Raw genomic sequence first — 23,158 nt, 5'->3', positions numbered from 1 at the left:
CAGAGGGGATTTGCTGTTGGGGTAGACCACGCAGCGTCGGTTGAACGAGGCATTCCAGAAACAGCGCCACTAGCTGACAGATGTGGTAATGGCTTCGGTTTCAGGAAGAGATGTTGCTGGTGTGCAGCAAAGAGCAAATCCCCCCTGTCCCCCCTTCGCAAAAGGGGGGAACCTGTTAGCCTCGTCTCGTCATTGGATCGAGTACGCCCCTGTCGTTTTACCCCTTACCCAGGATGAACTCGCGTCCCGCATCCGTCAGCGCCTGCAGGCGCTCCTCGCTGGAAGCCTCGCAGTACAGGCGCACCACGGGCTCCGTACCGGATTTGCGGAACAGGAGCCAGCTGCCGTCCTGGAGAATGAACTTGTTGCCGTCGACAGTGATCTTCTCCTTGACCGGCTCGCCGGCAAAGCTCGCCGGGGTTGCCGCGATCCGCTCCGGGAACACCTCCTCCAGTTCAGGGGAAAGGGTGAGATTGACCCTCTTGGTGAGGTAGCGCCCGACCTTGCTGTACAGCCGCTCCAAAAGCGCCTTGACCGGCATCCCCTCGTGGGCCACCATCTCGGCCACCAGCAGGCAAGCGAGAATGCCATCCTTTTCGGGTACGTGCCCTTTGATGGTGAGCCCCGCACTCTCTTCGCCGCCAATGATGATCTTGTCCTGCGCGATCAGCTCGCCGATGAACTTGAAACCGACCGGCGTCTCGTAAACCTTGATGTCGTGCATCTTGGCGACTGCGTCCACCAGGTGCGAGGTGGCCACCGAGCGTCCCACGCCCCCCTTCATCCCCTTGACCCGAACCAGGTAGTCGAGCAGCAGCGCGATGATATAGTTGGGCTCGATGAAGGTGCCGTCGCCGTCCACGATGCCGAAGCGATCCGCATCGCCGTCGGTGGCGATGCCCAGGGCAATCTCAGGATCCTGCTGCACCAGCTTGATGAAATCCTGGATGTACTTCTCGCTGGGCTCCGGGGGGAAGCCGCCGAAATACGGGTCGCGGTTGGCGTTCATCTGCACCACCTTTACCCCGTGCGCCTTGAGCGGTTCGGCCAGATAACCGCGCGCCGTACCATAGAGCGGGTTGACGGCGATGGTGCCGAGTTTGGCGATGGCGGCGAAGTCAATCTTTTTGGCCAGGTCATCGATGTAATCCTGCATCGGGTCGATCTCGACCAGGAGCCCCTTCTTCACGGCCTCGTCGATAGAGCACTCGTTGTAGCAGATCTCCCCCAGCATCTCGTTGGCGCGGCGCTCGATATCGTTGGTGGTTTCCGGCAAGGCGGGTCCCCCCCAGGAGGGAGAGAACTTGATGCCGTTATATTCGGGAGGGTTGTGGCTCGCGGTGAAGTTGATGGCGCCGGCGGCCTTGCGGCGAAGGATCTCGAAGGAGATGACCGGGGTGGGGGTATCGCGGACACAGAGGAAGGTGGGGATGCCGGAACCGGTCAGGACCCGGGCCGCTTCGCGGGCGAACGCCTCACCCATGAACCGGGAGTCGTAGCCGACGATGATCCCCTTTCCCCCTTCGCCGTTACTCTTAACGTGATCGGCTATGGCTTGGGTAACGACCTTGACATTCTCAAAGATAAAATCTTCACACAAGATGCCGCGCCAGCCAGAAGTACCGAAAGTAATCCGCTGCATAATCCCTCCAGGGTAATCGATAGTAAGGTCACTTGATCTGGCACATCCCCCGCTGGTGATCGATAACCTAGCGAAAACAGGAGTACCAGGTGACCCGAATAAATAATTACTAGAGATTAATCCAGACATCGGGGAGAGTCAAGTTTTAGCGAAAAAAGTGGGTTGACATTTTTCTTTCGAAATTGGTAGAGTGTCTACTATCAACGATTACGAAGCAATTGAGGAGGCTTAAACATGCAATGTCAAACCGTACTTCCTGGTGCCGAGTGCACTTTCTGGGGTAAACAGGGTTGTGTATTCACCGAAGGCTCCTGCCAGCCGGTCGTAGAGAACTGCGAGGGTTGTGACAGGGTCGTAGAGGGCTCCATCGGGAAGGTTTGCAGCGCATACCCTGCCCCCGAGAAGAAGTGGGTCGGCGGTATCTGTAACTTCGCTTCCCACGTCAAGGTGGAGATCAAGACCGACGACGCCAAGGTCAACCCGCTTAAGGCTTCTAAGAAAGCTGCAGGCGCCAAGAAGAAAAAGTAGCACCCAAGTAATTTGCTGTACCTTAAAAAGGGAGGACTCAGGTCCTCCCTTTTTTTTGCCCATCACCCAGATTTGGAGGTGCGTTATGCCTTTTGACTTCCTGGCCTGCCCCGCCTGCGGGGCCAAGGTGAAAGACTACAAGAACCCTCTGCCCACCGTGGACGTGATCGCCGAGTTCCCGGAGGGGATCGTGCTCATCGAGCGCAAGAACGAGCCATTCGGCTGGGCCATCCCCGGCGGCTTCGTGGATTACGGGGAAACGCTGGAGCATGCGGCGGTGCGGGAGATACAGGAAGAGATTTCGGTCGAGTTGGCAGAGAAGGATTTGAGGTTGCTGGGATGCTACTCTGATCCCACCCGCGACAAGCGCAGCCACAACATCTCGACCGTGTACGTCGCCAAGGCTACCGGCACGCCGAAAGCCGGCGACGATGCAGCAGCGTTCGCCATCTTCCCCATCGACGCCCTACCCGAACCGCTCTGTTTCGATCATGCACGGATTCTGTCGGACTACCGCAGAAAAAAAGAAGCTGGAGAGATTTGAACTCGAACATGAATGCGACATCGTCAGGAACCTGACTTTGAAAGGCACAGAGTTGCGTTCAACACGCGGTGAGATTTTTTAAACGCATCTCAGGTGAATTTGTCGCACAGAAAGATTGCATATTCGCCACAGACTCCGTTTTGAAATGCACAGAGTTGCGTTCAACACGAGGTAAGATTTTTTTACACACATCTCAGGTGAATTTGTCGCATAGAAAAATTGCGTGATCGCCACAGACCCGGGTTTGAAACGCACTGAGTTGCGTTCTAGGCGCGGTGACTTTTTTTAAACGCAACTTACATGAAATTTCGGCACATAAAAATTCCGCAATCTCAACTGACCTGCATTTGAAACGCACTGAGTTGCGAACTACGCGCGGTAAGATTTCTTAAACTCAACTGACATGAAATTCCCGCACATAAAGAATGCGAAATCACAACTCACCTGCGGTTGAAACGCACTGAGTTGCGCTCAACGTGCGGTGAGATTTTTTAGACGCCACGTACGTGAGTTTGAACCCCAAAGAGTTGCCCCCTACCCCGCCAGATCCCTTTACTCGAAAAACCGCAACTCCGGAAGGCTCGGAATGAGCCCCATTTCGAAGGCGTGCCTGAAGAAGAGCCGCGCCCCTTCGAGGTGCGCATCGGTCAGCTCGTACGAGATGGTCTGCCAGTAATCAACCAGCGCCTCCTCGCTGAGCCAGGCGCGCTCCTCGCACTGCGCCGCGATCTCGGCGTAGCTTTCATAGGCGAGTTTCTTGGCCGCCACAAGGTCACGGGCCAGTTCCGCCAGTTCGGCGCGCTTCTCCTGCGCCGCCTCGCGCCGCACGATCCAGAGGGCGAAGACAAAGGGAAGCCCGGTAAACTCGTGCCACAACGCGCCAAGGTCGTAGCAGAAGAAGCCGGAACCGGATGCGGCACCTTTCAGGGCGGCGTCACCAATCAGCAGTAGGCCGGGATACTGCACCAGCGCCTGGTCAAGCGGCAGCGTGGTGCGCTCGAAGCTGTTGGCGAAGCCGAACTTCCGGGCCATTAGCACTTTCAGGAGGTTGACCGAGGTGTCGGACTCCGCGGTAAGGCCGATGGCGGCGCCGTCGAGTTCCTCCACCGGGACCCGGGAGAAGAGGAACACGCTCTTCACGGGACCGATGGCGCTGATAGAGAGTTCCGGGAGCAGGCAATACTGCTCATGCGCCGAGGCGTACTCGATCGAGGAGGAAGGGCTGAGATCGATCTCTCCGGCGCGCAGCATGGCGTTCAGGTGTGCCGGGACCCCGTCCACGAAGCGGTAGCCGCTGCAGTCGAAATGGGAAGCGAGAGCGGTGAAGATGGGGGTGCAGTTCGCGTATTTTATGTGTCCTATGTTGATGGTCACTGAAAACTCCAGATAAGGGTGCGGCAGAAGAAGCTGACTGACCTGACCTTGCGCCACAAGCTCAACATCCCCTCTCCCTCGGGGAGAGGGTCAGGGTGAGGGAGTTGCCGAAGGCAACATAACTGCAGCTGGCAAGGCCCTCACCCGCCCTTCGGGCACCCTCTCCCGAAGGGAGAGGGACGAGCGGAAAAGGAAAAGGCGAGAGGAACTCTCGCCTTTTCAGGTATATCTCGAACACGTAACAGTTAGTCTTCTGAAACGGAAACGGTGTCCTCGTACAGCTCGGCGGACATGAGGAGGTTCAGCTCCTCGGCGTCGGCCATCTCGATGACCACCAGCCAACCGGCGTCGTAGGGATCGTCGTTGACGAACTCTGGCGCGGTGCCAAGCTCCGAGTTTACCTCCAGCACGGTGCCGGACAGCGGCGCGTAGAGGTCGGCCACGGTTTTCCTCGCCTCGATGGAGCCGAAGGAATCGTCCTGCTCCAGTTCATCTCCCAGCTCCGGAAGCTCGACCGAGGTGACGTTGCCCAACTCGACCTGCGCGTAATCGGTGACGCCGATGACGGCACGGTCACCCTCGACGCGGACCCACAGGTGCTCTTTGCTGTACTTAAGCTCTTCGGGAAAGTCCATAGCTTACTCCAGTACCAGCCTTTCAATGAAGCTGGTGTCTATGTTCCCTTCTATGAAGTCCTTGTTGGCCATGATCCGCTTGTGGAACGGGATGGTGGTCTTGATGCCGTCGACGATGTACTCGTCAAGCGCGCGAGCCATGCGCTTGATGGCCTCGTCCCTGGTGTCGGCATGCACGATCAGCTTGGCGATCAGGGAGTCGTAATGCGGCACGACGCTGTAGTTGGTGTACACGAAGGAGTCGACGCGCACGCCAAGCCCGCCCGGGGTGTGGTGGTCGGTGATCTTGCCGGGGCACGGGGTGAACTTCACCGAGTCCTCCGCGTTGATGCGGCACTCGATGGCGTGGCCCTTGATCTTGATGTCGTCCTGGGTGTAACGGAGTTTCTCGCCGTAGGCGGAGCGGATCTGCTCCTTGACGATGTCCACGCCGGTGATCATCTCGGTGACCGGGTGTTCCACCTGCACGCGGGTGTTCATCTCCATGAAGAAGAAGTTGTTGTTCTTGTCGACCAGGAACTCCATGGTACCGACGCTGTTGTAGTTGACGGCCTTGGCAGCGGCAACCGCGGCATCGCCCATCGCCTTCCTGAGCTCGGGGGTGGTGACAGTGGAGGGGGCCTCCTCGATCACCTTCTGGTGACGGCGCTGGATCGAGCAGTCGCGCTCGCCCAGGTGGATCACGTTGCCGTGCTTGTCGGCCAGTACCTGGATCTCGACGTGGCGCGGGTTCTCGCAGTAACGCTCGATGTAGACCTCGGGGTTGCCAAAGCCGGTCTGCGCCTCGGTCCTCGCGGTCATGAACGCGTTCGGGAGGGCCGCCGGGGAGTGCACGATCTTCATGCCGCGCCCGCCGCCGCCTGCCGTCGCCTTGATGATGACCGGGAAGCCGATTTCTTTGGCGACCTTGATCGCCTCGGTGACGTCGTGGACCCCTTCCTTGGTGCCGGGGAGGATGGGCACGCCGACCTTGATGACCGCCTGGCGGGCGGAGATCTTATCACCCATAATGCGCATGCTCTCGGCGGTAGGGCCGATGAAGGTGATGCCGCACTTCTCGCAGATCTCCGCGAACCTCGGGTTTTCGGAAAGGAAGCCGTAGCCGGGATGGATCGCCTCCGCGTCGGTCAGTTCTGCCGCGGAGATGATGGCGTTGATGTTCAGGTAGCTGGAGAGGCTGGGGGCCGGACCGATGCAGACGCTCTCGTCAGCGAGCTTCACATGCAGCGACTCGGAGTCGGCCGAGGAGTAGACGGCGACCGTCTTGATCCCCATCTCCTTGCAAGTCCTGATGATCCGGAGGGCGATCTCCCCCCGGTTGGCGATAAGAATTTTATGAAACATGATGTCTCCGAAAAACAGGTTGAGGTTGAGGTTAAGGTTGAGACAGAAGCACTGTCTCTACTCCCTTAATCTTTGTCTTTATCTCAATCTGCCTTAAAGCTTCTCCACCACGAACAGGGTGTCGCCGTACTCGACCGGCTGCGCGTTCTCTTTGCTGATCTTGAGGATCTTGCACTTGAACTCTGCTTCGATTTCGTTCATGAGCTTCATCGCCTCGACGATGCAGAGCACCTGGCCCTTCTCGACGATCTGGCCGACTTCCACGAAGGCAGCAGCTTCCGGAGCCGGAGCGCGGTAGAAGGTGCCGACGATGGGGGAGGTAATCACATCACCCTGCTCCTTCTCGGCAGCGGGGGCTGCAGCGGGAGCGGCACCCTGAGCTGCGGGGGCGGCGACGGGAGCGGCGGGAGCGTACTGGTAGGCGACGGGCGCCTGCATCTGGTACTGGGGAGCAGCGCTGCAGCCCCTCTTGATGACTACCTTGTCATCAGCGTTCTCCAGCTCGAACTCGGTGATGTCGGTCTCCGTTACCATCTTGATCAGCATCTTCAGGTCTTTTATATCCACATCATTCTCCTTTTCTTCACTTTATTGCATGGTTGAAGGCCTTCCGATCAACGCCGGACAGGCCCGTCTAAAACTCTCAGAGGATCATCAACTCTTTGGGGACCCTGGTGATGGGACGGCAGCAGTTCTGCTCGACCACCACGGTGTCCTCGATCCGGACGCCGCCCCACCCGGGAATGTAGATGCCCGGCTCGATGGTGAAGACCATCCCTTCCTGGATCACGTGCTTGCTGCGCGGTGAGGCGGTGGGATGCTCGTGGATGTCGATGCCTACCCCGTGCCCCAGGCCGTGACCGAAATACTCGCCGAATCCTTTTGCCGCGATGTAATCGCGCGCCTTGGCGTCGACGTCCCGGAAACTGAGGCCGGGATGCACCGCATCCATCGCCGCCCGCTGGGCCGCCAGGACCGTCTCATAGACCTCGCGCTGTTTCGGGTCCGGTTGCCCCAGACAGACGGTCACCGTCTCGTCGGAGCAGTAGCCGCGGTAGATGGCACCGTAGTCGATGGTAACCAGCTCTCCCGCCACCAGCTTTTTCTCCGATGCGCGGCCGTGCGGCAGGGCGCCACGCTCGCCGGAGGCGACGATGAAGTCGAAGGACTTCCCTTCCGCCCCCCTCTCCCGCATGGCGACTTCCAGCATCCAGGCCACTTCGCTTTCACTCATCCCCGGCTTCAGGCGCGCCACGGTCTCCAGGAGCGCTTCCGAGGCGATCGCCGCCACCCGCTCGAGGATCTCCAGTTCGCCGGCGTCCTTCACCGTCCTCAGGCCGACCATCTCGCTGTCGGCGGGAAGGTACTCGATCTCCGGCGTCTTGCCGCAAAGCTCCTGGTGAAAAGCGACTGTGGTGGAACCGGCTTCGAAGGCGACCCGGGTCGCGCCGCTTTGCTGCAGCAGTTCGACCAGCGTATCCATCCGGTTCGAGAACTCGATAACCTTCGCGCCCGTGACCTCGGCGCCAGCCTGTGAGGTGTAACGGGAGTCGGTGAGAAACCACCCGTCATCTGGAGAGAGTAGCAGCAGCGCCTCGCTGCCGGTGAACCCGGTGAGGTACCGTATGTTGCTCAAATTGAGGACCAGCAACAGATCGACATTCAACCGTTTCAGGCATTCTCGGGCCGCGAGGATTCTGTTACCTATCATAATTCCGTCCGTAAGACAATCTTATTTTCCCAGCCGTTTGGCAAGGGCGCGCAGCCCCAAAAGGTAGCTGTCCGGGCCGAAACCGCAGATCTGACCGACAGCTACCGGGGCGATGAAACTGTGGCTTCGGAAGGGTTCACGGGCGTGCACGTTGGAGAGGTGGACCTCGACGGCGGGAAGCGCGGTCGCGGAGATCGCGTCGCGGATGGCGACGCTGGTGTGGGTATAAGCTGCGGGGTTGATCAGGATGCCTTGGCATGTGCCCAGCGCACCCTGGATGGCGTCGACCAGGGCGCCTTCGCTGTTACTCTGCACGATATCGAGTTCCAGCGACAGTTCCGCCGCCAGCTCCGTAAGCGCCTGGTTGATTCCGTCCAGGGTGGTGGTGCCGTAGACACCCGGCTCCCGGACCCCCAGCAGGTTCAGGTTCGGCCCGTGCAGGACCAGGATCTTGGCGACACTCATTGCAGCGACTCCCGAAAGCCGGGGGCGGCGCGCTTCAAGAGAAAACGGGCCTTGCCGAAGTTGCCGTCGGCGGGGAGCACCAGTGCGCCGAAAAAGTCTTCGCTGATGCCGCGCACGATGATGCAGCTTTTCTCGGTGATGATGGAAACCTCCTCCAGCTCACCGGTCTTGAGCACGCCCACGGTCCGCTTGATCTCCTTCAAGACGGAAGCGTACTCGATGGTCATAGTCTGCACGTCCAACCCGGCGGCCTCGCGCAGATACTCGTCGATGGCTATGCCGTCGTATCCCATGATGACGCCGCCTATGCCGCCGCTCTCCTCGACAATCTCCTTGAGAATCCCCTTAAACCCCATCTTTTCTTCTCCTTATGTTTTCCAGCCAGCGTTGCAGCGAGCTCTCCAGGTCAGCGTCGTCAGTCGGTTCCTCCGGCACGCGGGGCTGCTCCAACGGTGCCGCTTCTTGTTGCGCCGGCGATTCCATCCCGGCAAAAGCCGCGGGGACAGTGATCTCCTCGACACTGATGGGCACCTCCATGGCGGCAGGCGCTTCGTGCGCATCGAAAGCGGCAGGGGCGGATACGGGAGGAACAACAGGCGCTACGGGAGCAACAGGGGCGACTGGTGCTACGGCAACAGGTGCTGCGGCGACTTCGGCCGGCTTCGGCTGTTGTGACGCGGCCTGCTGCAACTGTTGTTGTTCCACGAGTTCCGCGCATCTCAGCCGGTATTGCTGGTTGTCAGGGTGCGCCGCGACCAGCTCGCGGTAGATCCCCATCGCCTTATCAAGGAACCCCTGGGACGCGTAGAGCTCCGCCAGTGTCGCCGTAGTCAGCAGGTCCGGAACGGCCCCGGCTTGCTGGGAAGCGGCGGAAGCGGGTATTTCCACGACCTCTTCCAGGTCCTCGATGGCCCACATGTCTTCGGATGCACCGACAGCAGTCGGGGCGACCGACGCGGACGCGGACGGCGCTGACGAAGGCTGCACGCTCACCTCCACCGCCGGCTCCTCGACGAGTTCTTCCAACTCCTCGATGATTTCCAGCTCTTCGAGCACTTCCTCTTCGGCCGCCGCCGCGGGGGGAGCGGCCGGGGACGCGCCAATGGAACTAAGAAGCATGCTGCTCTCCATGTCCTCAGGGTCTTCCGCCAGCACCTGCCCCAGCACTTGGCGGGCAAGCGACAGCTCCCCCACTTCAACGTAAAGTTGGCTCAGCAGTTTCATGGCCTGGATGTGATCGGGCTTGAGGGCAAGCGCCCGTTCCAAGGCCTGGCGCGCTTCCTGCGTCATACCTTTTGCGTAACAGGCGTTGCCGAGGGCAACGAAACCCAGCGCGTATTCAGGGTGCGCCGCACAACCTTTCTGGGCCACCAAGACGGCATCGTCCAAAAGCCCAAGCTTCCGATACAAGTCTGAGAGCGGTGCGAAGCAAATCGATTTCGCGTCCGCCACCAGCATGTCTTCGTAACGCTGAATCTCAGTCCAAAACGATAACGCGTCCTCTACCATGTCACGCTCCTATGCGCAGATGTCCAGAAGTGCTTTGAGGTCAGTAACCCTTTCCATCTTGTAGGCGCCGATGCCGCGGTTGCAGATGAAGAGCAACCCCTTGTCACGCACCTTCTTGTCATGGGAGAGAGCCTCCACGTATTTTTCCGACGGGAATGCGGGGAGCTCGGCGGGAAGCCCCAGCGCTGCGATAAGCGCTGCGATGCGGTCGCGGTCGGCCTGGTTGCAGTAGCCGAAATGTTTGGAAATCTTCGCTGCCTGAACCATCCCGATGGCTACGGCCTCGCCATGCAGGTAGGTTGTGTACTCAGTGAGGGTCTCGACGGCGTGCCCGAGGGTATGCCCGTAGTTCAGCACCGCGCGCACCCCCCCTTCCCTCTCGTCCACCGCCACCACTTTGGCCTTGATAGAACAACTGCGGGCGACGGCCTGGATCAGGGCCTCCTTGTCGCGGGCCAGGAGCGCGTCGACGTTCTCTTCGAGGAACCTGAAGAAATCGCCGTCCAGCACGGCACCGTACTTGACGATCTCGCCCAGACCGGCGCGGAACTCGCGCTCCGGCAGCGTGTCCAGCGTCATCACGTCGATCAGCACCGCTTTGGGCTGGTAGAACGCCCCGATCAGGTTTTTGCCGCGCGGGTGGTTGATACCGGTCTTGCCGCCTACGCTGGAATCGACCTGGGACAGGAGCGTGGTGGGGAGCTGGACGAACGGAATGCCGCGCAGGTAGCTCGCCGCGGCGAACCCGGCCATGTCACCGATCACCCCACCGCCCAAGGCAAGAATGAAGGAGCCGCGGTCGAGCGAGCCGTCCACCAGGGCGTCGTAAATCTGGTTCAGCGTGGCGCTGTTCTTGTACGCCTCACCATCGGGGAGCGAGACCAGGAGCACCTGGTATCCCGCCGCCTCCATGGCTGCACGCACGGTATCAAAATAAAGAGGTGCAACGGTGGTGTTGGAGACGACAGCAGCGGTGCCGGTGAGGCCGAGTTCGCGGCAGACAGTGCCGATGGTGCCCAGGATGCCGGCACCGAGCTGTATGTCGTAGCTCCGTTCACCAAGCGCCACTTTTATCGTTTGAACAATCACAAGGACCCCTTCGAGTAATCGAGTACTTCTTTGGCAACCGCAGCGACATCCTTGCCGGTAGTGTCGATCCGGATGTCGGCGTCGGCGTAGAACTGTTCGCGCACCTCAAGCATGGTGCGGATCTTCAACACCGAAGCATCGTCCGCCAGCAACGGCCGCTCGCTGTCGCCGCTCACCCGCTGCGCGATAGTTTCCACGCTGGCGGTGAGGTTCACGATGCAGCCGTTCCCGTGCATATTGGCCCGGTTGGCGGGCGCGATCACCACGCCTCCACCGGTGGAAACGACTTGGCCGGCGCGTGCGGCCACCTGCTCCAGCATCTTCGACTCCAACTCGCGGAAGTACGGTTCGCCCTGGTCTGCGAAGATTTCCTTGATGCTCCGTCCCGCCTCAGCCACGATGATCTGGTCGAGGTCGACGAAGGACCAGCCGAGTTGCTGCGCCAGCACCTGTCCCACGCTGGTCTTGCCGCATCCCATGAAGCCGGTGAGAAAGATGTTCTTGAAAGTCACAGGTAAAACCTCTAACGCAAAGACGCGGAGCCGCAAAGACGCCAAGAGGAATAACTAAACCTCAATCCTTTCTTAGCGCCTCCGCGCCTTGGCGCCTTTGCGTTAATGCCTTTGTCTTTAAAACTCACGCAGGTACTCGATGTAGGACGAGTAGTTCCTGGCGGTCTCGGCAACGGAATCGCCGCCGAACTTCTCCATGAAGGCGTTGACGATCTCGACGGCGACCACGGCCTCGGCAACAACGGAAGCCGCGGGGACGGCACAGCAGTCCGAGCGCTCCACGGTCGCCTCGAACGGCTCCTTGGTGAGGATATCGACCGACTTGAGCGGCGTGTACAGGGTCGGGATCGGCTTCATTGCGCCATACACCACGATCTCCTCGCCGTTGGTGATCCCTCCCTCCAGGCCGCCGGCCCGGTTGGTGTTGCGGTAAAAGCCGGTCTTCTCACCGCGGGACATGCGCTGCTCGTCGAAGTAGATCTCATCGTGAACCAGGGAACCGGGAAGCCGTGCTGTCTCGAATCCCGCGCCGATCTCCACCCCTTTAAAAGCCTGAATGCTCATCACCGCCGCTGCCAGACGCGCGTCCAGTCTGCGATCCCACTGCACGTGGCTCCCAAGCCCCACGGGAGCACCGGTTACCCGGACCTCGACCACACCGCCAAGGGTGTCGCCGGCTGCCTTGGCGCGGTCGATGGCATCGACCATCTCGAGCTCGGCCTTGGCGTCATAGGTGTAAACCGGCGAGGACGCGATGGCGTCCTGCAGCGCCTTTACCGAGAGTTCCGGACGCTCCGCCTTCACCCCGCCCAACTCGACCACACAACCGACCACGGCGATGCCGAAGCGGGCCAGATATGCCTTGGCCACTGCCCCGACCGCGACGCGCACCGCGGTCTCGCGGGCGCTGGAGCGTTCCAGAATGTTGCGCACGTCGTTGTGGGCGTACTTCATGGCGCCGGGGAGGTCGGCGTGTCCGGGACGGGCGCGGGTAACGCGGATGGAATCGTCGCGGTGCTCGGGGCTGACCGACATGCGCTGCTCCCAGTTGATCCAATCCGAGTTCTCCACCACCAGGGTGATCGGCGAGCCCAGGGTTTCGCCCCAGCGCACGCCGGAGCGGATGCTGGCGCGGTCGGTTTCTATCTTCATGCGGCCGCCACGGCCGTATCCACCCTGCCGGCGCAAAAGATCGGCGTTGATGTCGCTTTCGCTGAGCTTGAGCCCTGAGGGGATCCCCTCGATAATGGCGGTCAACTGCGGACCATGAGATTCGCCCGCGGTAAGGTATCTGAACATGCGTACTCCTGTGTGCCAAAACTAAAGAAATGCCAGGGGAGCACCCTGGCATTTTTGCTACATGCAAAGCTTGACGCCGTGCCGTTACATTAGGGGCCTACCACAACAGGCGCGCTTGCAGTCAGAGTCACCGTGGTAGACCCTGAAGCTGTCAGATCCGTGATGGGATCCTTTGCCGTCCAGTTGATGGTCACGATCTCGGTCCCGGCCGTTGCGGGTATAGTAATGGTTCCGGTTGCTCCGGGGAAAGGCGCAGTCCCGTCAGCCTGAACGGTGGTGGTTAGTGGAGCATTGAGAGTGACGGGGCTGCCTGTGCTGGACGAAACGGTGTAGGTGATATTCAGCACGTGGCCGACCAGAGTTTCATCAGCGAAAGGATCAGTGACTTTAACAAAGCCCGGGGTTCCGGCAATGGCAAAAGCCTGGGTTGCGGCAGACCCGGCAACCGCGGTCAGGGTGACAGCTGCAGGAGGGGTCAGAACAATGGTCCGCCCCGTCATGCTAATGGATTTGAAATCCTCAAGCTCTCCGGACTTGGCACTTATAATGATATCTTTGGTGCCATTGAAACCAGGCATAGGGAAACCGACTTTAACCGATCCTGAGGAGTTGGTATTTAGAGTCCCCAAGGTGTATTTAACACCATCAAACTGAACGTAGAAGGTAATCGGCGTTCCAATAAGGTTTTTGCTCCCGTCCGGGTTAGTGTAGGTAGCGGTCGCCGTTACAACGCTTCCCTCGATCCCTGTTTCCAGAGAAATCGAACCGTTCAATCCGGCCCCACCACTACCACCGCAACCAGCCAGTGGCAGCAAGGCAATCAGGGCGAAAAATACCAATAAAAACTGCTTCAATCTCATAGTTTCTCCAATGCAGACAACTGTCTGTTGATTAAAGTACGATCTTCGGGGTTATGAATATAAGCAATTCAGTTTTAGTTTTCTGCTTCGCGTTGGACTTGAACAGCCACCCGAGCAGCGGGATGTCGGCGAGGAACGGGATGCCGGTGTTGGTCTCGGTCTCGTTGTCGACGTAGATACCGCCGATGACGGTGGTGTCGCCATTGGAAACGACGAGCTCGGTGGTGGCTTCTTTCTTGTTGATCGGAGGCGGCGACCCGGCGCCCGGGGAGTTGTTGCTCGCCTTGATCTTCATACTGACGGAGCCGTCGGCAGTGATGTGGGGCGTCACTTCGAGAGTAAGGGCAGCTTCGACGAACTCAGTCTTGGTCCCCTCAGCGGAAGTAGTCTGATAAGGAATCGACTGTCCCTGGGAGATCTTGGCGGCCTTGTTGTTCAGCGTAACCACTTTGGGCGTGGAGATGATTTTGACTTGGCCAATGGTGGCAGCTGCTGCGAGCCTCATGTCGAGCTGCACGTTGCTGGTGAGTTTACCGAAGGAAACCCCCATCCCGATGCCGCCCGCACCGCTTGTACCAGGGCCCGCCGGGGATACCACGCCGCCGAACCTGGTTTCGAGAGAGTTGACGCCGGCGATCGAGGCTGAACCGTCCGCGTACTTGAGCCCCCACTGCACGCCGAGGTCGCGGGTGAAGGTCGAGGTGGCCTCGACGATGCGCGCCTCAATCTGAACCTGCTTCTCTGGCAGGTCAAGATTCTTCAGCAGCGCCCTCATGTCGTCCAACGCAGGCTGGATGTCCTTCACGATGACGCGGCTGGTGCGCTCGTCCTTGGTAATCACGCCGCGCTCGCTCTTCATGATGTTGAACTGCGTCGCGACATCGCCGATGGCAGCGTAGTTGACTTCAAACACCGCAGTTTTCAGCTCCAGCAACCGCTCAGCCGCCTTCTTGGCCGCGGTCTCCTCATCAGCTTGGCTCTGCATCTTGCTGCGCGGCTTGATCTGAACGATATTGCCTTGCTGCACCATGGCGAGTCCCTTGGCGTCCAGAATCACGTCCAGCGCCTGATCCCAAGGAACATTTACCAGTTTGATGCTGATGGTGCCGGTGACGTCGTCCCCGATGAGGAAGTTGAGGTTGCTCACCTCTGCTATCAACTGGAAAATCTTCCGGATGTCGGCGTCGGAGAATTCGAGGGTGACACGCCTCCCCTTATAAACCTTCTTGCCGAAGCGCTTATCCGCTCCACCGGAAATCTCAGTGACCGGTTCCTCGGTGCGGGTCGGAGCGCCCAGTTCGTCGGCGGCCTCGGGCGCCTTGGGCTTGGCGGCAGGTGCCGGCGGAAGCTTTGCAGCCACGGCCGGTCCCGGGTTCACGATGTCCCAAGTGAGGACGTCACCCTGCCGGCTGGTGGTGTACTCCGGATTGCCATGCAGCTTGACGGCGATTTTGGTGACATAGCCGCCTTTCACCTTAACCTGGTAGGGGGTCACGGAAAGCACGGGAGAGCCGAACTTGGAGGTATCCATGGCGCGCTGCAGCGACTTAGGCACTTGGCAGTTGTTGATGGTGAGCGTCAGCCCGCGTGGGCTGTGGATCGGTTCGCCCGGCTCGCAGGTACCGTGGAGCTTCATGGAGATGCGGGATACGCCCTCTACGACTTTGAAATCGACGGCCTCCAGCGCGCCCTTCACGTGGCGTCCCGGCGGCACTTCAGCCTTCATCTTGGCGACCGGCGCAGGTGCAGTGGCCGGCGCAGGTGCCGGGGCCGGTGCGAGTACCGCTGCTACAGCAGGGGCGGCAGCGGGCGCCGCGGTTGTCGCGGGACCTTTCCCTTTCAACTTGATCTTCACGCCGAGATCGCTCTTTTGAACCTCGAAAGCGGGCAGTCCCTCACCTGAAGCATCCAGCACTACGCGCACTTTATCGGGGGTGGAGCCTACCCGGGCGTTGGCAACGCCGAAGGCGCCGATGGGAACGACATTCTGGGCCAGGGCATTTTTGACCTTGAACAGATCGACCACGATGCGGTCGGGCTTGGCGAGTTTGAAGGAGTTGAAGGTCTCCACCCCACCTTGGACCGAAAGTTCCACGCCGTCGGCCGCGGTGATCACCCCGTTCAGCCTGGGGCCGCTACCGGTTTCCGTGTCTTTCTGAACCGCCTTGGCTACCGGCTTTTCGACAGGAAGTGCGGGCGGCGCGGGAACTACAGCCTTGGCCTCGCTCACCTGGGGAGCCTGGACCTTGGGGGCCGCGTCGGCTACCAGCGTTTTCTCCTCGATACGCGGCTCGGCGATGGGAGCTTCCTTGGTGACCGGCTCGTTCTTCGCCTCGGCCTCGCGCGGCAGGCTGATCAGGAGCTTGTTCTTGTTACCCGGATCAGTGGCGACCGAGAAATCGACGTCGCGGTTGAGCACCAGGGCCACCCGCGTCAGTACGCTCGCACCAACCGGCTGGCGCTCGATCTCGATCCGTTTCACGCTGCCGCGGTTGACCTCGATGGGCGACGCCACCACACCAGGTTCGGCCTGCGAGATGTCGACGATGATCTTGGCCGGCTCCCCTCCCTTGTAGGAAGTATAGGTGAGCGGCCTGTCGCTGGTCAGCTCGACGCTCGAGCCATCGTCCGACACGGTCACGGAGCGCAAGGTGGCAAAAGCCGCGGCTTCCGCCGAAGCGGGCTCGTTAACGGCGGTCATCCTCTTGACGCAGCCAGCAGAAACCGTCAACAAGACGATGAGTGCCATGGCGTGACAAAGAATTCTGCTCTGGTACATGGTCATCTGAAACGCTCCTTACCTTTTCTTGGCCAGCGTAAGCACGATGGTTTTACTCTTGCGACCGCTCTTCTCCACAATCTCCACCGACGAGGAGGTGATCCTGGAGATCCTGCCGTTGGCGTTGCCTATCTGCATGCCGGCCTGCACTACATACCCCTTGCCGTTGGGATCGATTACGAGGGCCTTGTTCTCTTTGAATCCGGCAATGATCCCGGCAACCTTGAACTTGCTCGCCTCGAAACTCTGGATCGGAAGCTGGTCGGCCAGGGGCACCCCGCTGGGCTTAGCGGCCTGACCAGCAGGCACAACCGGCGCCTGCGACGTCAGCAGCGGCTTGAACGGGTCCTTCTTGAAAACAACCGCGGAACCGACCTTGGCTGCGGAAGAGATCTGCTGCTGTACCGGCGGCACCGGCTTGGGTGCGGGTGCGGGTTTCGCGGCGGGAGGGGGAGGCGCGGGTGCCTCTTCCTTCTTACAGCCGTACGAAAACGCCAGCAACAGCATCAAAAGTAGCGTGCTATTTAGGTTTATTGGCATTCGCATTCTTGCTCTCTTTGGGATCGAGGAAACGGAAGGTGGTGGCCAGGCAGTTTACCTTCATGACCGTGCGCCCTCCTACTTCCTTGATGTCCGCGACGTTGACGTTGGTGATGTTCACGATGCGCGGCAGCTTTCCGACCGCGACGAAGAAGTCGGCCACGTTGTAAAAGGTCCCGGAAACGGAGATGTCAACCGGCACCTCCGCGTAGAAATCCTTGGGGACCTCCGGCTTGGGCCTGAACAGCAGGAAGTCGAGACCAGCCATCTTGCCGGAATTGGAGATGTTGGTCAAAAGCGACGGGATCTCCTTCTGGTTGGGAAGCTCGGTCAGCGCGTTGTCCAGGTCGCGCTTCAACTGCTCGTACTCCGCTTTGAAGCGCGGCAGGTTGTTGGCGATGCGACGATTGTCGTCGATCAGCTTTTGCAAATCCTGCTGCTTGGTCTTGAGCGTTTCCAGTTCTTCGAGCCGGGGACGGTGCAGCCCGTAGTACAGACCTGCTGCTTCGAGGAGCAGCAGCAGTACCAGGAGCGCGACCTTCTGCTTGGTCGGGAGCTTCAGCAACTTCTCTATTTGTGGATCCATGGCAATGCCTCTGATTCAGCTTCTTGGTTTGCGCGCCGCCTGCTCGCGCCGCATCCTGCCGGAAATCCCGGCGCTACGGCTTCTGATCCTTGATCTGGAATGACAGGTCGAAACGCTTGTACTTGGTTCCGGCCAACTCAGCCTGTTCGGAAACCACCAGTTCCACGTTGGTGAAAGAACCGGAGGCCTGCAGCGTCTTCATAAACACGGCGATCAGGTCCTCGCTCATGGCGCCGCCCGAAAGCGACACCGCCGAACCGTTTTCAGCGTACTTGGTGAGCCAGAGCTTGTCCGGGGTGGAGTCGGAGAGCGTGGCGAGCCGCGACGCCGGCCCGGTCTTGCCGCGGCGCAGGCGGTCCAGCACGTCGAGCTTCTTCTTCACATCAGCTTGCAGCTTCTTCAGATTGTCGATGACGCCGATCTTGGTCTTCAACTGGGCAAGTTCCGTCTCAGCCGTGGTGATCTCGGTCTTGACCGTGTTGATCTGGCTGCGCAGGTAAATCCACCACCCCAGCCCCACCACCAGGATGGTAACCAGGAGGACCACCAGTATGGTGACCTGCTGGCGCATCGTTTCCTTCTTCTTTGATGCCCGTATCGGGAGGAGGTTTATCTTGATCATTTGTCTCCAGCCCTCCTCGCAGCAAGCCCCACCGCAACCGACATGAGCGGGGCGATCTCCTCAAGGTACCTGGGATCGAACTCCTTCTCGTTGACGGCAACCCGGGCCAGCGGGTTCAGGATTTCCACCGGAAGCGCCAGCCTCTGCTGTACCGCTTCGATCAGGTGCAGCGTCTTGGCCGCGCCGCCGCTTAAAAACACCTTGGTGATGCGCTCCTCGCCGGCGGTGGAGTTGTAAAAGTCCAGGGAGCGCCGCATCTCCAGGGCGATGGTATCGTTCACCCGCTGCAGCACCTCACCCAGGCGGGAATCCGCGGAGTGCCCTGCACCAAGCTTCATTTCCTCGGCCTCGGCGCTGCTGATGCCGAACTGCTTCTGGATCTCCTCGGTGTAGAGGTTGCCACCCATCTGCACGTCGCGGGTGAACAGGGAGACGCCGTCCCTGACGATGTTGAGGTTGAAGATGCTGGCGCCTATGTTGACCAGAGCCACCACCTGGTCAGGGTCGACCGGGTAGTTCAGCTCGAAGGCATTCTGGACGGCGAAGGAGTCGACGTCGACCACCGCCAGCTTGAGCCCTGCCTCAGCGAACACCGAGATGTAATCGTTGATTATGTCTTTTTTGCTGGCCACCAGCAGGACGTTCATTTTGGAGGGGTCCTGCTCGTCGGGGAACAGGATCTGGAAGTCGACGTTGACATCGTTGATATCGAAGGGGATGTACTGCTCGGCCTCCCAGTGGATCTGGTCTTCCAGTTCCTCGACCGGCATCACCGGCAGGGAGATTTTTCTGATGATGACCGAGTTGCCCGAGATGGAGCAGACGGCCTCTTTCGCCTTCACCCCCAGAGTGTCCAACAGCTGCTTGACCGCCTCGACGATCGAAGAGCTGTCCATCAGGGTGTTGTCGACGATGGCCTCGGCCGGCAGCGGCAGGATCCCGATCTTCACGAGTTGGAAGCCGCCCTTGGCCGGGCGAAACTGCACGAGCTTCACGGCACTCGATCCTATATCGACCCCTACTATGTCCTTCTTCTTGGAGAAAAGCATCGCGTGGTCCTATCTTCCTAGTCCTGGAATACCTTGTTCTTGTCGGAGAGGGAGAAGCCAAGTGCAAGCAGGATCTTGCGCTTGGTCTCCATCCTGCAGTCCTCACCCCGTTCGATCCGGTCGATGGTGATGGGCGACACCCCAGCCAACCGTGCCAGCTCGGCTTTGCTCATCAGGCGTTCTTCCCGGAGTTTTTTGACGCTGTTCATGATCATAAGTGGCACCGCTTGAAGACAGACAATACGAATTTTTGCACACCTTGCCATCTATAAAAAGGAAAGTCAACCTTTTATTCAAAGTTATATGTAATTAAAGGTCAAAGAAAAACTTTCCCCTTCGGAAAGGCTACACCTCCTGTCTTCAGGCGTTTTTTAATGGGTGGAATGGGGAGATCATACCAATAAAAAAGCGAGTTGCAATTTCGGGCAACTCGCATAAATGAAAAAGCGGCTTATTTCGAAACGGTCTGTCAGTAGGCGTAAAGCACCGCGAGGCGCGCCTTTTCGCGAGTCCCCTGCTCTCCCCGCATCCCCTGTACCTGGATGTTATACATGACCGGGACGTGCTGCGGTCTGATCACGTCGTCCTGGGCTGCCACCGCCCCCCCCGCGTCAAGCAGGTAATAGCCGCTGCGGTCGGTATTCCCCGGGACGGTGTCGATGATCTTAGTGCTGACGTTGAAACCGGTCGCCGGCGGAACCCCCGCCAGCCGAAAAGTGGTGTCCGGTGCCTGAGAAGGTTCGGGGTTGGCCTGAGCGTCGCTGCAGGCGCTCCATTCGGCGCGCGCAAGAACGAGTTTTTGCTGCAGGCACGGGTCGAGCATAACCTTCAGATCGATCCCGGGAAAATCCCCTTGAAAATTGGAGGTCCCGTAGCCGGTTTGAAAAAGCCTCGGGAGTATCTCGCTGGTGAACAGGTCGAGTCCGCCGTGCGCTGCGGTGAGAGCGCTGCGGTAGCGCTTCTGGCTCGCCGCGACGTGGGTTCCGGCGATGATGGTGGACAACAGCGCCATCGCGATCACCAAAGCAAGCGTCGTCAGCATCAAAGCGGTAATCAGGGCTGCGCCGTTTTCGGAACGAAGAGCCGCCATTGCCCCTCCCCTGCTACAGGTTTTTGGGCTGCACCACGATCGTGTAAATTTTCCAGCGGTACGTGCGCCAGTCGGCACCAAAGGTAGCGCTCATCGCCTGCGCGCTCCAGATATGCCCCACATGATCGGGCAGGTCCGGGTCGCCGACCACAATAGCTTTGTCGGGATTGCTCACCGGGTAGCGGTAGCCCGGGTCCTGCTTCCCCTGCTGGGCCAGGATGTAGACCCGGACCTCCTTCAGCTCCTCGCGCAAGTACTTCGCGAGGTCCTTCAAGGAGAAAAGACCATCAGCCGGATCGGGATGGTAGTCGGTTGTGCCGTCGTGGTTGGTGTCCATGTAGAAAACGACCTGCATATCCGCCGCGCAGTCCAGGATGGGGTACTTGGTGGCGCCCCGGTCCTGGTTGTGGCTGAAGGCCGCCTTGTAGAGCGTGCCGGTGCCCCGGTTGCACAGGGGGGAAATATCGGATTTGCGGCTAATGTAATAGTCGGAACGGTTAAAGGGAAAGTTGAGATCGCCGTCATCCTTATCGTTGGCTACTGCGTAGACAATGTGGCTGTCGCTCCTTCGCAGTGGCGCGAAATTGATGTCGACGTTGTTGAGGAAGAAGGTGAAATCCCCGCTGGAGGTGACCAGTTCCCGCACCGGCTCGCCTGATGCGCTGGCCCCGGTGCGGAGCACGATGGCACGGGTCTTGGTGCCGATCTTGAGCTCGGGCTCGACCCGCGAGGGCCTGGTGACCGCACTGTAGTTCAAATAGCACCAACTGCGACAGACCGGGTTATCGCCCAGGGGGGTGCCTTTTACTACCAGGTAATCTGAACCGTTGAAGCCGGCATCACTAGCCACGCGAAAGGCGGGAGGCGCAGCGAGCCCGGGGCGATCGTTGAAGTTGCTGGCCTTGACGTCGGGAAAGCCCGGCACCAGCTGCGTGTCCTCGTCCGCTTCCACGTAGTTGAGACCTTCAGACAGTGAGTAAGGGAGGCCGAACCCCGCAAGCTCCAGGTCCCGGCGCATCAGCTCGAGCCCGATCAGCCCCCCGATCTCGGTTTCGGTCCTTTTGCCCAGTTGGCCCGTGCTGCGCACGATGGTGGCGAAGGAGCTGCTCATCAGCGTCATCACCACCGCAAAGATCAGCATGACCACGACCAGTTCGACCAGGGCATACCCTTGTCCCCTACCCCAGCGCCTCATTCGCCCTTTCTCCTTGACCGCAACGCATGGATCTCATGGCTTTTCTCGTCCCCTTTGACGGTCCATGTCACCGTGACATCCAGTTTTTTGGTGGCGCTCCCGACCAGTGCGGCTTTCCGGTTCACCGAAAAGTACCAGGGACTCCCCCCTACCTGTTTATGCGTATCCTCCTTTTTGGCTTCGCCGCAAGTAATGATGTCGAAGCGTAGCCTGCACCAGTCATGCATGCGCTCCTCCGCCACCTGGGTCGCTTCCTTACGCAGCTTGTCCCTGAGGTTTTGCTGGTAGGCCACGTTCACCGACTGAAGCAGACCCAAAAGGCCGACGGTCATGACCAGCATAGCCATGAGCATCTCTACCAGAGTGAAGCCGCGACTACTTGAGCGTGATGCTATCCGATTCACAGACATTACCTTTGTCCTTCTTGCCGATGCTCACCCTTGTCGCGGCAATGACGACGCTGTCAACCCCGCCGGCACCGGCGCTGTCCTCAAGGCAGACGGAACACCAGTCGTACGTGATCCCGGTCTCGTCGAAGTCAATGTCCTGCCCCACCGCAAGGTCGCTTTTGGAAGTCAGCCGATAGTTCAACGAATGGGTCTGAACCGGGGTTACCGTGCTGCTGTCCTGCAGGGAGGAGTAGACTGCGAAGCGGTCGGCATAAAGTTTGACCCGCGTCCGCCTGTGCTGGTAAATGGCCTGAGTCCGCGCTTTGAGCAGTTCCGTAAAGAGCAGGCGCGTCTGGGCCTCAGTGCGGTAACGCTGCAGGTATTCGCGGAATTGCAGGGTCCCGATGACGGCTAGAATGGCGACGATGGCGACGATGAACATCGTCTCTAGTAAGGAATAACCTTCAGATCGCATAGCTTCCCCCGCTGCTGCACTTGAGAGGTGCCTTGCGCGGTCGCCGATGGCAAAATTTGAACTTTCCAATACTAGCAAAGCGCACGGGAAAAGAAAGCTGGGGAAAGGATTTGGGGAGGGCCCGGGAGAGATAAACTGCTGCAGAAAACGACGCCCCTCTACCGGGTAGGCAGAAGGGCGTGTGGAGGCAATGAAGCCGCCGGGAACAGCTATAAAGTTTAGGCCCGCAACGGGGTATGGCTGCAATCAGTAACCGTACAGCACCGACATCTGTGCCTTTTCCTTCGGATTGACAGCCCGCTCGCTCTGCACTTCCAGACGGAAATAAGCAGGCTTGTGCTGCGGCGTCACCGAGCCGCTGCCGGCGGTCACCCCCCCCCCCACATCGAGATAGTCGATGCCGGAGGTGTCGGAATTGGTGCAAAGCTGACCGGCGGAGGTATCACCGCCGCACTTGGTGTCCACTATCTTGGTAAAGATTTTGAAGCCGGCACTGCCGTCGGCCGCCTTAAGCGTGAAGGTCAAATCGGGAGCTTCCTTGGGCAAAGGGGTGGTGGCCAGGGCAGAACAGTTAGACCAGTTGACCGAAGAGGTGGACGTGGTCATCTTCTGCGTCAGGCAAGGGTTACCCGACGACAGCGCCATCCCCACCTTATCCAGCATATTGTCCTGATACCTCTGGTCGAACGCGGAGCTCAGGATGGTGGGGAAGATGTCCTTGGTCACCAGATCGACCGCTCCGTATCCCGCTTCCGTGGCGTTTTTATAAGCCTTGTTGGCGGCGCTCACCTGGGTTCCCTGGATGACGATGGTCAGAAGCGCCATCATGATACCCAGAGATATGAGAGTGAACAGCAGTGCCGTCACCAAAGCTATACCATTTTCGTTCCTGACTGTTGACATGACTGTACCTGTTTATGG

26 protein-coding genes are annotated in these 23,158 nt (G+C 59.6%); 2 read left to right on the top strand and 24 right to left on the bottom strand.

What is annotated here, in order from left to right; translation table 11 throughout:
* Positions 1-217: 217 nt before the first annotated feature.
* The gene (locus JFN90_RS17370) at positions 218-1,642 is read right to left on the bottom strand and encodes a phosphoglucomutase/phosphomannomutase family protein (RefSeq protein ID WP_199396382.1); all 1,425 of its coding nucleotides are present in this window, start codon (positions 1,640-1,642) and stop codon (positions 218-220) included.
* 234 nt (positions 1,643-1,876) lie between these two features.
* Between JFN90_RS17370 and JFN90_RS17365 the strand changes: the two genes are divergently transcribed.
* Together JFN90_RS17365 and JFN90_RS17360 are read left to right on the top strand one after the other, a co-directional pair.
* The gene (locus JFN90_RS17365) at positions 1,877-2,170 is read left to right on the top strand and encodes a PxxKW family cysteine-rich protein (protein WP_199396381.1); all 294 of its coding nucleotides are present in this window, start codon (positions 1,877-1,879) and stop codon (positions 2,168-2,170) included.
* A gap of 85 nt (positions 2,171-2,255) precedes the next feature.
* Positions 2,256-2,714: an NUDIX domain-containing protein gene (locus JFN90_RS17360; protein WP_199396380.1), complete on the top strand. Its 459-nt coding sequence runs from the start codon at positions 2,256-2,258 to the stop codon at positions 2,712-2,714.
* 552 nt (positions 2,715-3,266) lie between these two features.
* Here JFN90_RS17360 and JFN90_RS17355 read toward each other — a convergent pair.
* The 23 genes from JFN90_RS17355 to JFN90_RS17245 all read right to left on the bottom strand — a co-directional run bounded on the left by JFN90_RS17355 (position 3,267) and on the right by JFN90_RS17245 (position 23,140).
* Positions 3,267-4,088, bottom strand: a complete 822-nt coding sequence (locus JFN90_RS17355; RefSeq protein WP_199396379.1) for a menaquinone biosynthetic enzyme MqnA/MqnD family protein — start codon at positions 4,086-4,088, stop codon at positions 3,267-3,269.
* 245 nt (positions 4,089-4,333) lie between these two features.
* Positions 4,334-4,723 (bottom strand): glycine cleavage system protein GcvH, encoded by a 390-nt coding sequence (gene gcvH / locus JFN90_RS17350; protein ID WP_199396378.1) that lies wholly within the window; start codon positions 4,721-4,723, stop codon positions 4,334-4,336.
* Between the two features lie 3 nt (positions 4,724-4,726).
* Entirely contained in the window at positions 4,727-6,067 is a 1,341-nt protein-coding gene (gene accC, locus JFN90_RS17345; protein WP_199396377.1) for an acetyl-CoA carboxylase biotin carboxylase subunit, read from the bottom strand.
* A 93-nt stretch (positions 6,068-6,160) separates the two neighbouring features.
* Positions 6,161-6,634: an acetyl-CoA carboxylase biotin carboxyl carrier protein gene (gene accB, locus JFN90_RS17340; RefSeq protein ID WP_199396376.1), complete on the bottom strand. Its 474-nt coding sequence runs from the start codon at positions 6,632-6,634 to the stop codon at positions 6,161-6,163.
* 76 nt (positions 6,635-6,710) lie between these two features.
* The gene (locus tag JFN90_RS17335; RefSeq protein WP_199396375.1) at positions 6,711-7,778 is read right to left on the bottom strand and encodes an aminopeptidase P family protein; all 1,068 of its coding nucleotides are present in this window, start codon (positions 7,776-7,778) and stop codon (positions 6,711-6,713) included.
* A 21-nt stretch (positions 7,779-7,799) separates the two neighbouring features.
* The gene (gene aroQ, locus JFN90_RS17330; RefSeq protein ID WP_199396374.1) at positions 7,800-8,243 is read right to left on the bottom strand and encodes a type II 3-dehydroquinate dehydratase; all 444 of its coding nucleotides are present in this window, start codon (positions 8,241-8,243) and stop codon (positions 7,800-7,802) included.
* Positions 8,240-8,599 (bottom strand): roadblock/LC7 domain-containing protein, encoded by a 360-nt coding sequence (locus JFN90_RS17325; protein ID WP_199396373.1) that lies wholly within the window; start codon positions 8,597-8,599, stop codon positions 8,240-8,242. Before JFN90_RS17325 ends, aroQ begins: the two co-directional genes overlap by 4 nt.
* Complete coding sequence (locus tag JFN90_RS17320; RefSeq protein ID WP_199396372.1) at positions 8,589-9,752, bottom strand: tetratricopeptide repeat protein; 1,164 nt, start codon at positions 9,750-9,752, stop codon at positions 8,589-8,591. Before JFN90_RS17320 ends, JFN90_RS17325 begins: the two co-directional genes overlap by 11 nt.
* Before the next feature lie 9 nt (positions 9,753-9,761).
* Entirely contained in the window at positions 9,762-10,841 is a 1,080-nt protein-coding gene (aroB, locus tag JFN90_RS17315) for a 3-dehydroquinate synthase (protein ID WP_199396371.1), read from the bottom strand.
* Positions 10,838-11,353 (bottom strand): shikimate kinase, encoded by a 516-nt coding sequence (locus JFN90_RS17310; RefSeq protein ID WP_328755759.1) that lies wholly within the window; start codon positions 11,351-11,353, stop codon positions 10,838-10,840. Before JFN90_RS17310 ends, aroB begins: the two co-directional genes overlap by 4 nt.
* A gap of 117 nt (positions 11,354-11,470) precedes the next feature.
* Positions 11,471-12,652 carry a chorismate synthase gene (aroC, locus tag JFN90_RS17305; RefSeq protein ID WP_199396370.1) on the bottom strand — a complete coding sequence of 394 codons (1,182 nt, stop codon included), beginning with the start codon at positions 12,650-12,652 and terminating at the stop codon, positions 11,471-11,473.
* Between the two features lie 89 nt (positions 12,653-12,741).
* Entirely contained in the window at positions 12,742-13,512 is a 771-nt protein-coding gene (locus JFN90_RS17300; protein ID WP_199396369.1) for a hypothetical protein, read from the bottom strand.
* 31 nt (positions 13,513-13,543) lie between these two features.
* Positions 13,544-16,297: a type IV pilus secretin family protein gene (gene pilQ / locus JFN90_RS17295; RefSeq protein WP_199396368.1), complete on the bottom strand. Its 2,754-nt coding sequence runs from the start codon at positions 16,295-16,297 to the stop codon at positions 13,544-13,546.
* 12 nt (positions 16,298-16,309) lie between these two features.
* Positions 16,310-16,831 (bottom strand): pilus assembly protein PilP, encoded by a 522-nt coding sequence (locus JFN90_RS17290; RefSeq protein ID WP_199396367.1) that lies wholly within the window; start codon positions 16,829-16,831, stop codon positions 16,310-16,312.
* Entirely contained in the window at positions 16,812-17,417 is a 606-nt protein-coding gene (locus tag JFN90_RS17285) for a type IV pilus inner membrane component PilO (protein ID WP_199396366.1), read from the bottom strand. Before JFN90_RS17285 ends, JFN90_RS17290 begins: the two co-directional genes overlap by 20 nt.
* A 73-nt stretch (positions 17,418-17,490) precedes the next feature.
* A complete protein-coding gene (locus JFN90_RS17280) occupies positions 17,491-18,039 on the bottom strand; it encodes a PilN domain-containing protein (protein ID WP_199396365.1) in 549 nt (182 codons plus the stop codon).
* Positions 18,036-19,088: a type IV pilus assembly protein PilM gene (gene pilM / locus JFN90_RS17275; RefSeq protein ID WP_199396364.1), complete on the bottom strand. Its 1,053-nt coding sequence runs from the start codon at positions 19,086-19,088 to the stop codon at positions 18,036-18,038. The genes JFN90_RS17280 and pilM overlap by 4 nt, the downstream gene beginning before the upstream one ends.
* 17 nt (positions 19,089-19,105) lie before the next feature.
* Positions 19,106-19,303 (bottom strand): helix-turn-helix transcriptional regulator, encoded by a 198-nt coding sequence (locus JFN90_RS17270; RefSeq protein ID WP_041248407.1) that lies wholly within the window; start codon positions 19,301-19,303, stop codon positions 19,106-19,108.
* 254 nt (positions 19,304-19,557) lie between these two features.
* Positions 19,558-20,178 (bottom strand): pilus assembly protein PilX, encoded by a 621-nt coding sequence (locus JFN90_RS17265; RefSeq protein WP_199396363.1) that lies wholly within the window; start codon positions 20,176-20,178, stop codon positions 19,558-19,560.
* Positions 20,179-20,191: 13 nt separating this feature from the next.
* On the bottom strand, positions 20,192-21,373 hold the full coding sequence (locus tag JFN90_RS17260; protein ID WP_199396362.1) for a PilW family protein: 1,182 nt from the start codon (positions 21,371-21,373) through the stop codon (positions 20,192-20,194).
* Positions 21,370-21,783, bottom strand: a complete 414-nt coding sequence (locus tag JFN90_RS17255) for a type IV pilus modification PilV family protein (RefSeq protein WP_199396361.1) — start codon at positions 21,781-21,783, stop codon at positions 21,370-21,372. The genes JFN90_RS17260 and JFN90_RS17255 overlap by 4 nt, the downstream gene beginning before the upstream one ends.
* Positions 21,749-22,237, bottom strand: coding sequence for a pilus assembly FimT family protein (locus JFN90_RS17250; RefSeq protein ID WP_199396360.1), 489 nt, complete (start codon positions 22,235-22,237; stop codon positions 21,749-21,751). Before JFN90_RS17250 ends, JFN90_RS17255 begins: the two co-directional genes overlap by 35 nt.
* A 246-nt stretch (positions 22,238-22,483) precedes the next feature.
* Positions 22,484-23,140 carry a pilus assembly protein PilX gene (locus JFN90_RS17245; protein WP_199396359.1) on the bottom strand — a complete coding sequence of 219 codons (657 nt, stop codon included), beginning with the start codon at positions 23,138-23,140 and terminating at the stop codon, positions 22,484-22,486.
* Positions 23,141-23,158: the final 18 nt, after the last annotated feature.

It is taken from the genome of Geomonas propionica, from assembly GCF_016458235.1.
GTDB lineage: Bacteria > Desulfobacterota > Desulfuromonadia > Geobacterales > Geobacteraceae > Geomonas > Geomonas propionica.
Note: the sequence above shows the minus strand (reverse complement) of the source record. Positions and strands in the feature narration are given on the sequence as shown.

Coding starts and splice junctions, on each gene's coding strand:
- JFN90_RS17335 (WP_199396375.1), bottom strand. CDS start 7,778: ATGATAGGTAACAGAATCCTCGCGGCCCGAGAATGCCTGAAACGGTTG.
- JFN90_RS17255 (WP_199396361.1), bottom strand. CDS start 21,783: ATGTCTGTGAATCGGATAGCATCACGCTCAAGTAGTCGCGGCTTCACT.
- JFN90_RS17365 (WP_199396381.1), top strand. CDS start 1,877: ATGCAATGTCAAACCGTACTTCCTGGTGCCGAGTGCACTTTCTGGGGT.
- JFN90_RS17260 (WP_199396362.1), bottom strand. CDS start 21,373: ATGAGGCGCTGGGGTAGGGGACAAGGGTATGCCCTGGTCGAACTGGTC.
- JFN90_RS17370 (WP_199396382.1), bottom strand. CDS start 1,642: ATGCAGCGGATTACTTTCGGTACTTCTGGCTGGCGCGGCATCTTGTGT.
- JFN90_RS17280 (WP_199396365.1), bottom strand. CDS start 18,039: ATGATCAAGATAAACCTCCTCCCGATACGGGCATCAAAGAAGAAGGAA.
- JFN90_RS17290 (WP_199396367.1), bottom strand. CDS start 16,831: ATGCCAATAAACCTAAATAGCACGCTACTTTTGATGCTGTTGCTGGCG.
- gcvH (WP_199396378.1), bottom strand. CDS start 4,723: ATGGACTTTCCCGAAGAGCTTAAGTACAGCAAAGAGCACCTGTGGGTC.
- JFN90_RS17285 (WP_199396366.1), bottom strand. CDS start 17,417: ATGGATCCACAAATAGAGAAGTTGCTGAAGCTCCCGACCAAGCAGAAG.
- JFN90_RS17250 (WP_199396360.1), bottom strand. CDS start 22,237: ATGCGATCTGAAGGTTATTCCTTACTAGAGACGATGTTCATCGTCGCC.
- JFN90_RS17320 (WP_199396372.1), bottom strand. CDS start 9,752: ATGGTAGAGGACGCGTTATCGTTTTGGACTGAGATTCAGCGTTACGAA.
- JFN90_RS17300 (WP_199396369.1), bottom strand. CDS start 13,512: ATGAGATTGAAGCAGTTTTTATTGGTATTTTTCGCCCTGATTGCCTTG.
- JFN90_RS17270 (WP_041248407.1), bottom strand. CDS start 19,303: ATGATCATGAACAGCGTCAAAAAACTCCGGGAAGAACGCCTGATGAGC.
- aroQ (WP_199396374.1), bottom strand. CDS start 8,243: ATGAGTGTCGCCAAGATCCTGGTCCTGCACGGGCCGAACCTGAACCTG.
- JFN90_RS17325 (WP_199396373.1), bottom strand. CDS start 8,599: ATGGGGTTTAAGGGGATTCTCAAGGAGATTGTCGAGGAGAGCGGCGGC.
- JFN90_RS17360 (WP_199396380.1), top strand. CDS start 2,256: ATGCCTTTTGACTTCCTGGCCTGCCCCGCCTGCGGGGCCAAGGTGAAA.
- accC (WP_199396377.1), bottom strand. CDS start 6,067: ATGTTTCATAAAATTCTTATCGCCAACCGGGGGGAGATCGCCCTCCGG.
- pilQ (WP_199396368.1), bottom strand. CDS start 16,297: ATGACCATGTACCAGAGCAGAATTCTTTGTCACGCCATGGCACTCATC.
- pilM (WP_199396364.1), bottom strand. CDS start 19,088: ATGCTTTTCTCCAAGAAGAAGGACATAGTAGGGGTCGATATAGGATCG.
- aroC (WP_199396370.1), bottom strand. CDS start 12,652: ATGTTCAGATACCTTACCGCGGGCGAATCTCATGGTCCGCAGTTGACC.
- JFN90_RS17265 (WP_199396363.1), bottom strand. CDS start 20,178: ATGGCGGCTCTTCGTTCCGAAAACGGCGCAGCCCTGATTACCGCTTTG.
- JFN90_RS17245 (WP_199396359.1), bottom strand. CDS start 23,140: ATGTCAACAGTCAGGAACGAAAATGGTATAGCTTTGGTGACGGCACTG.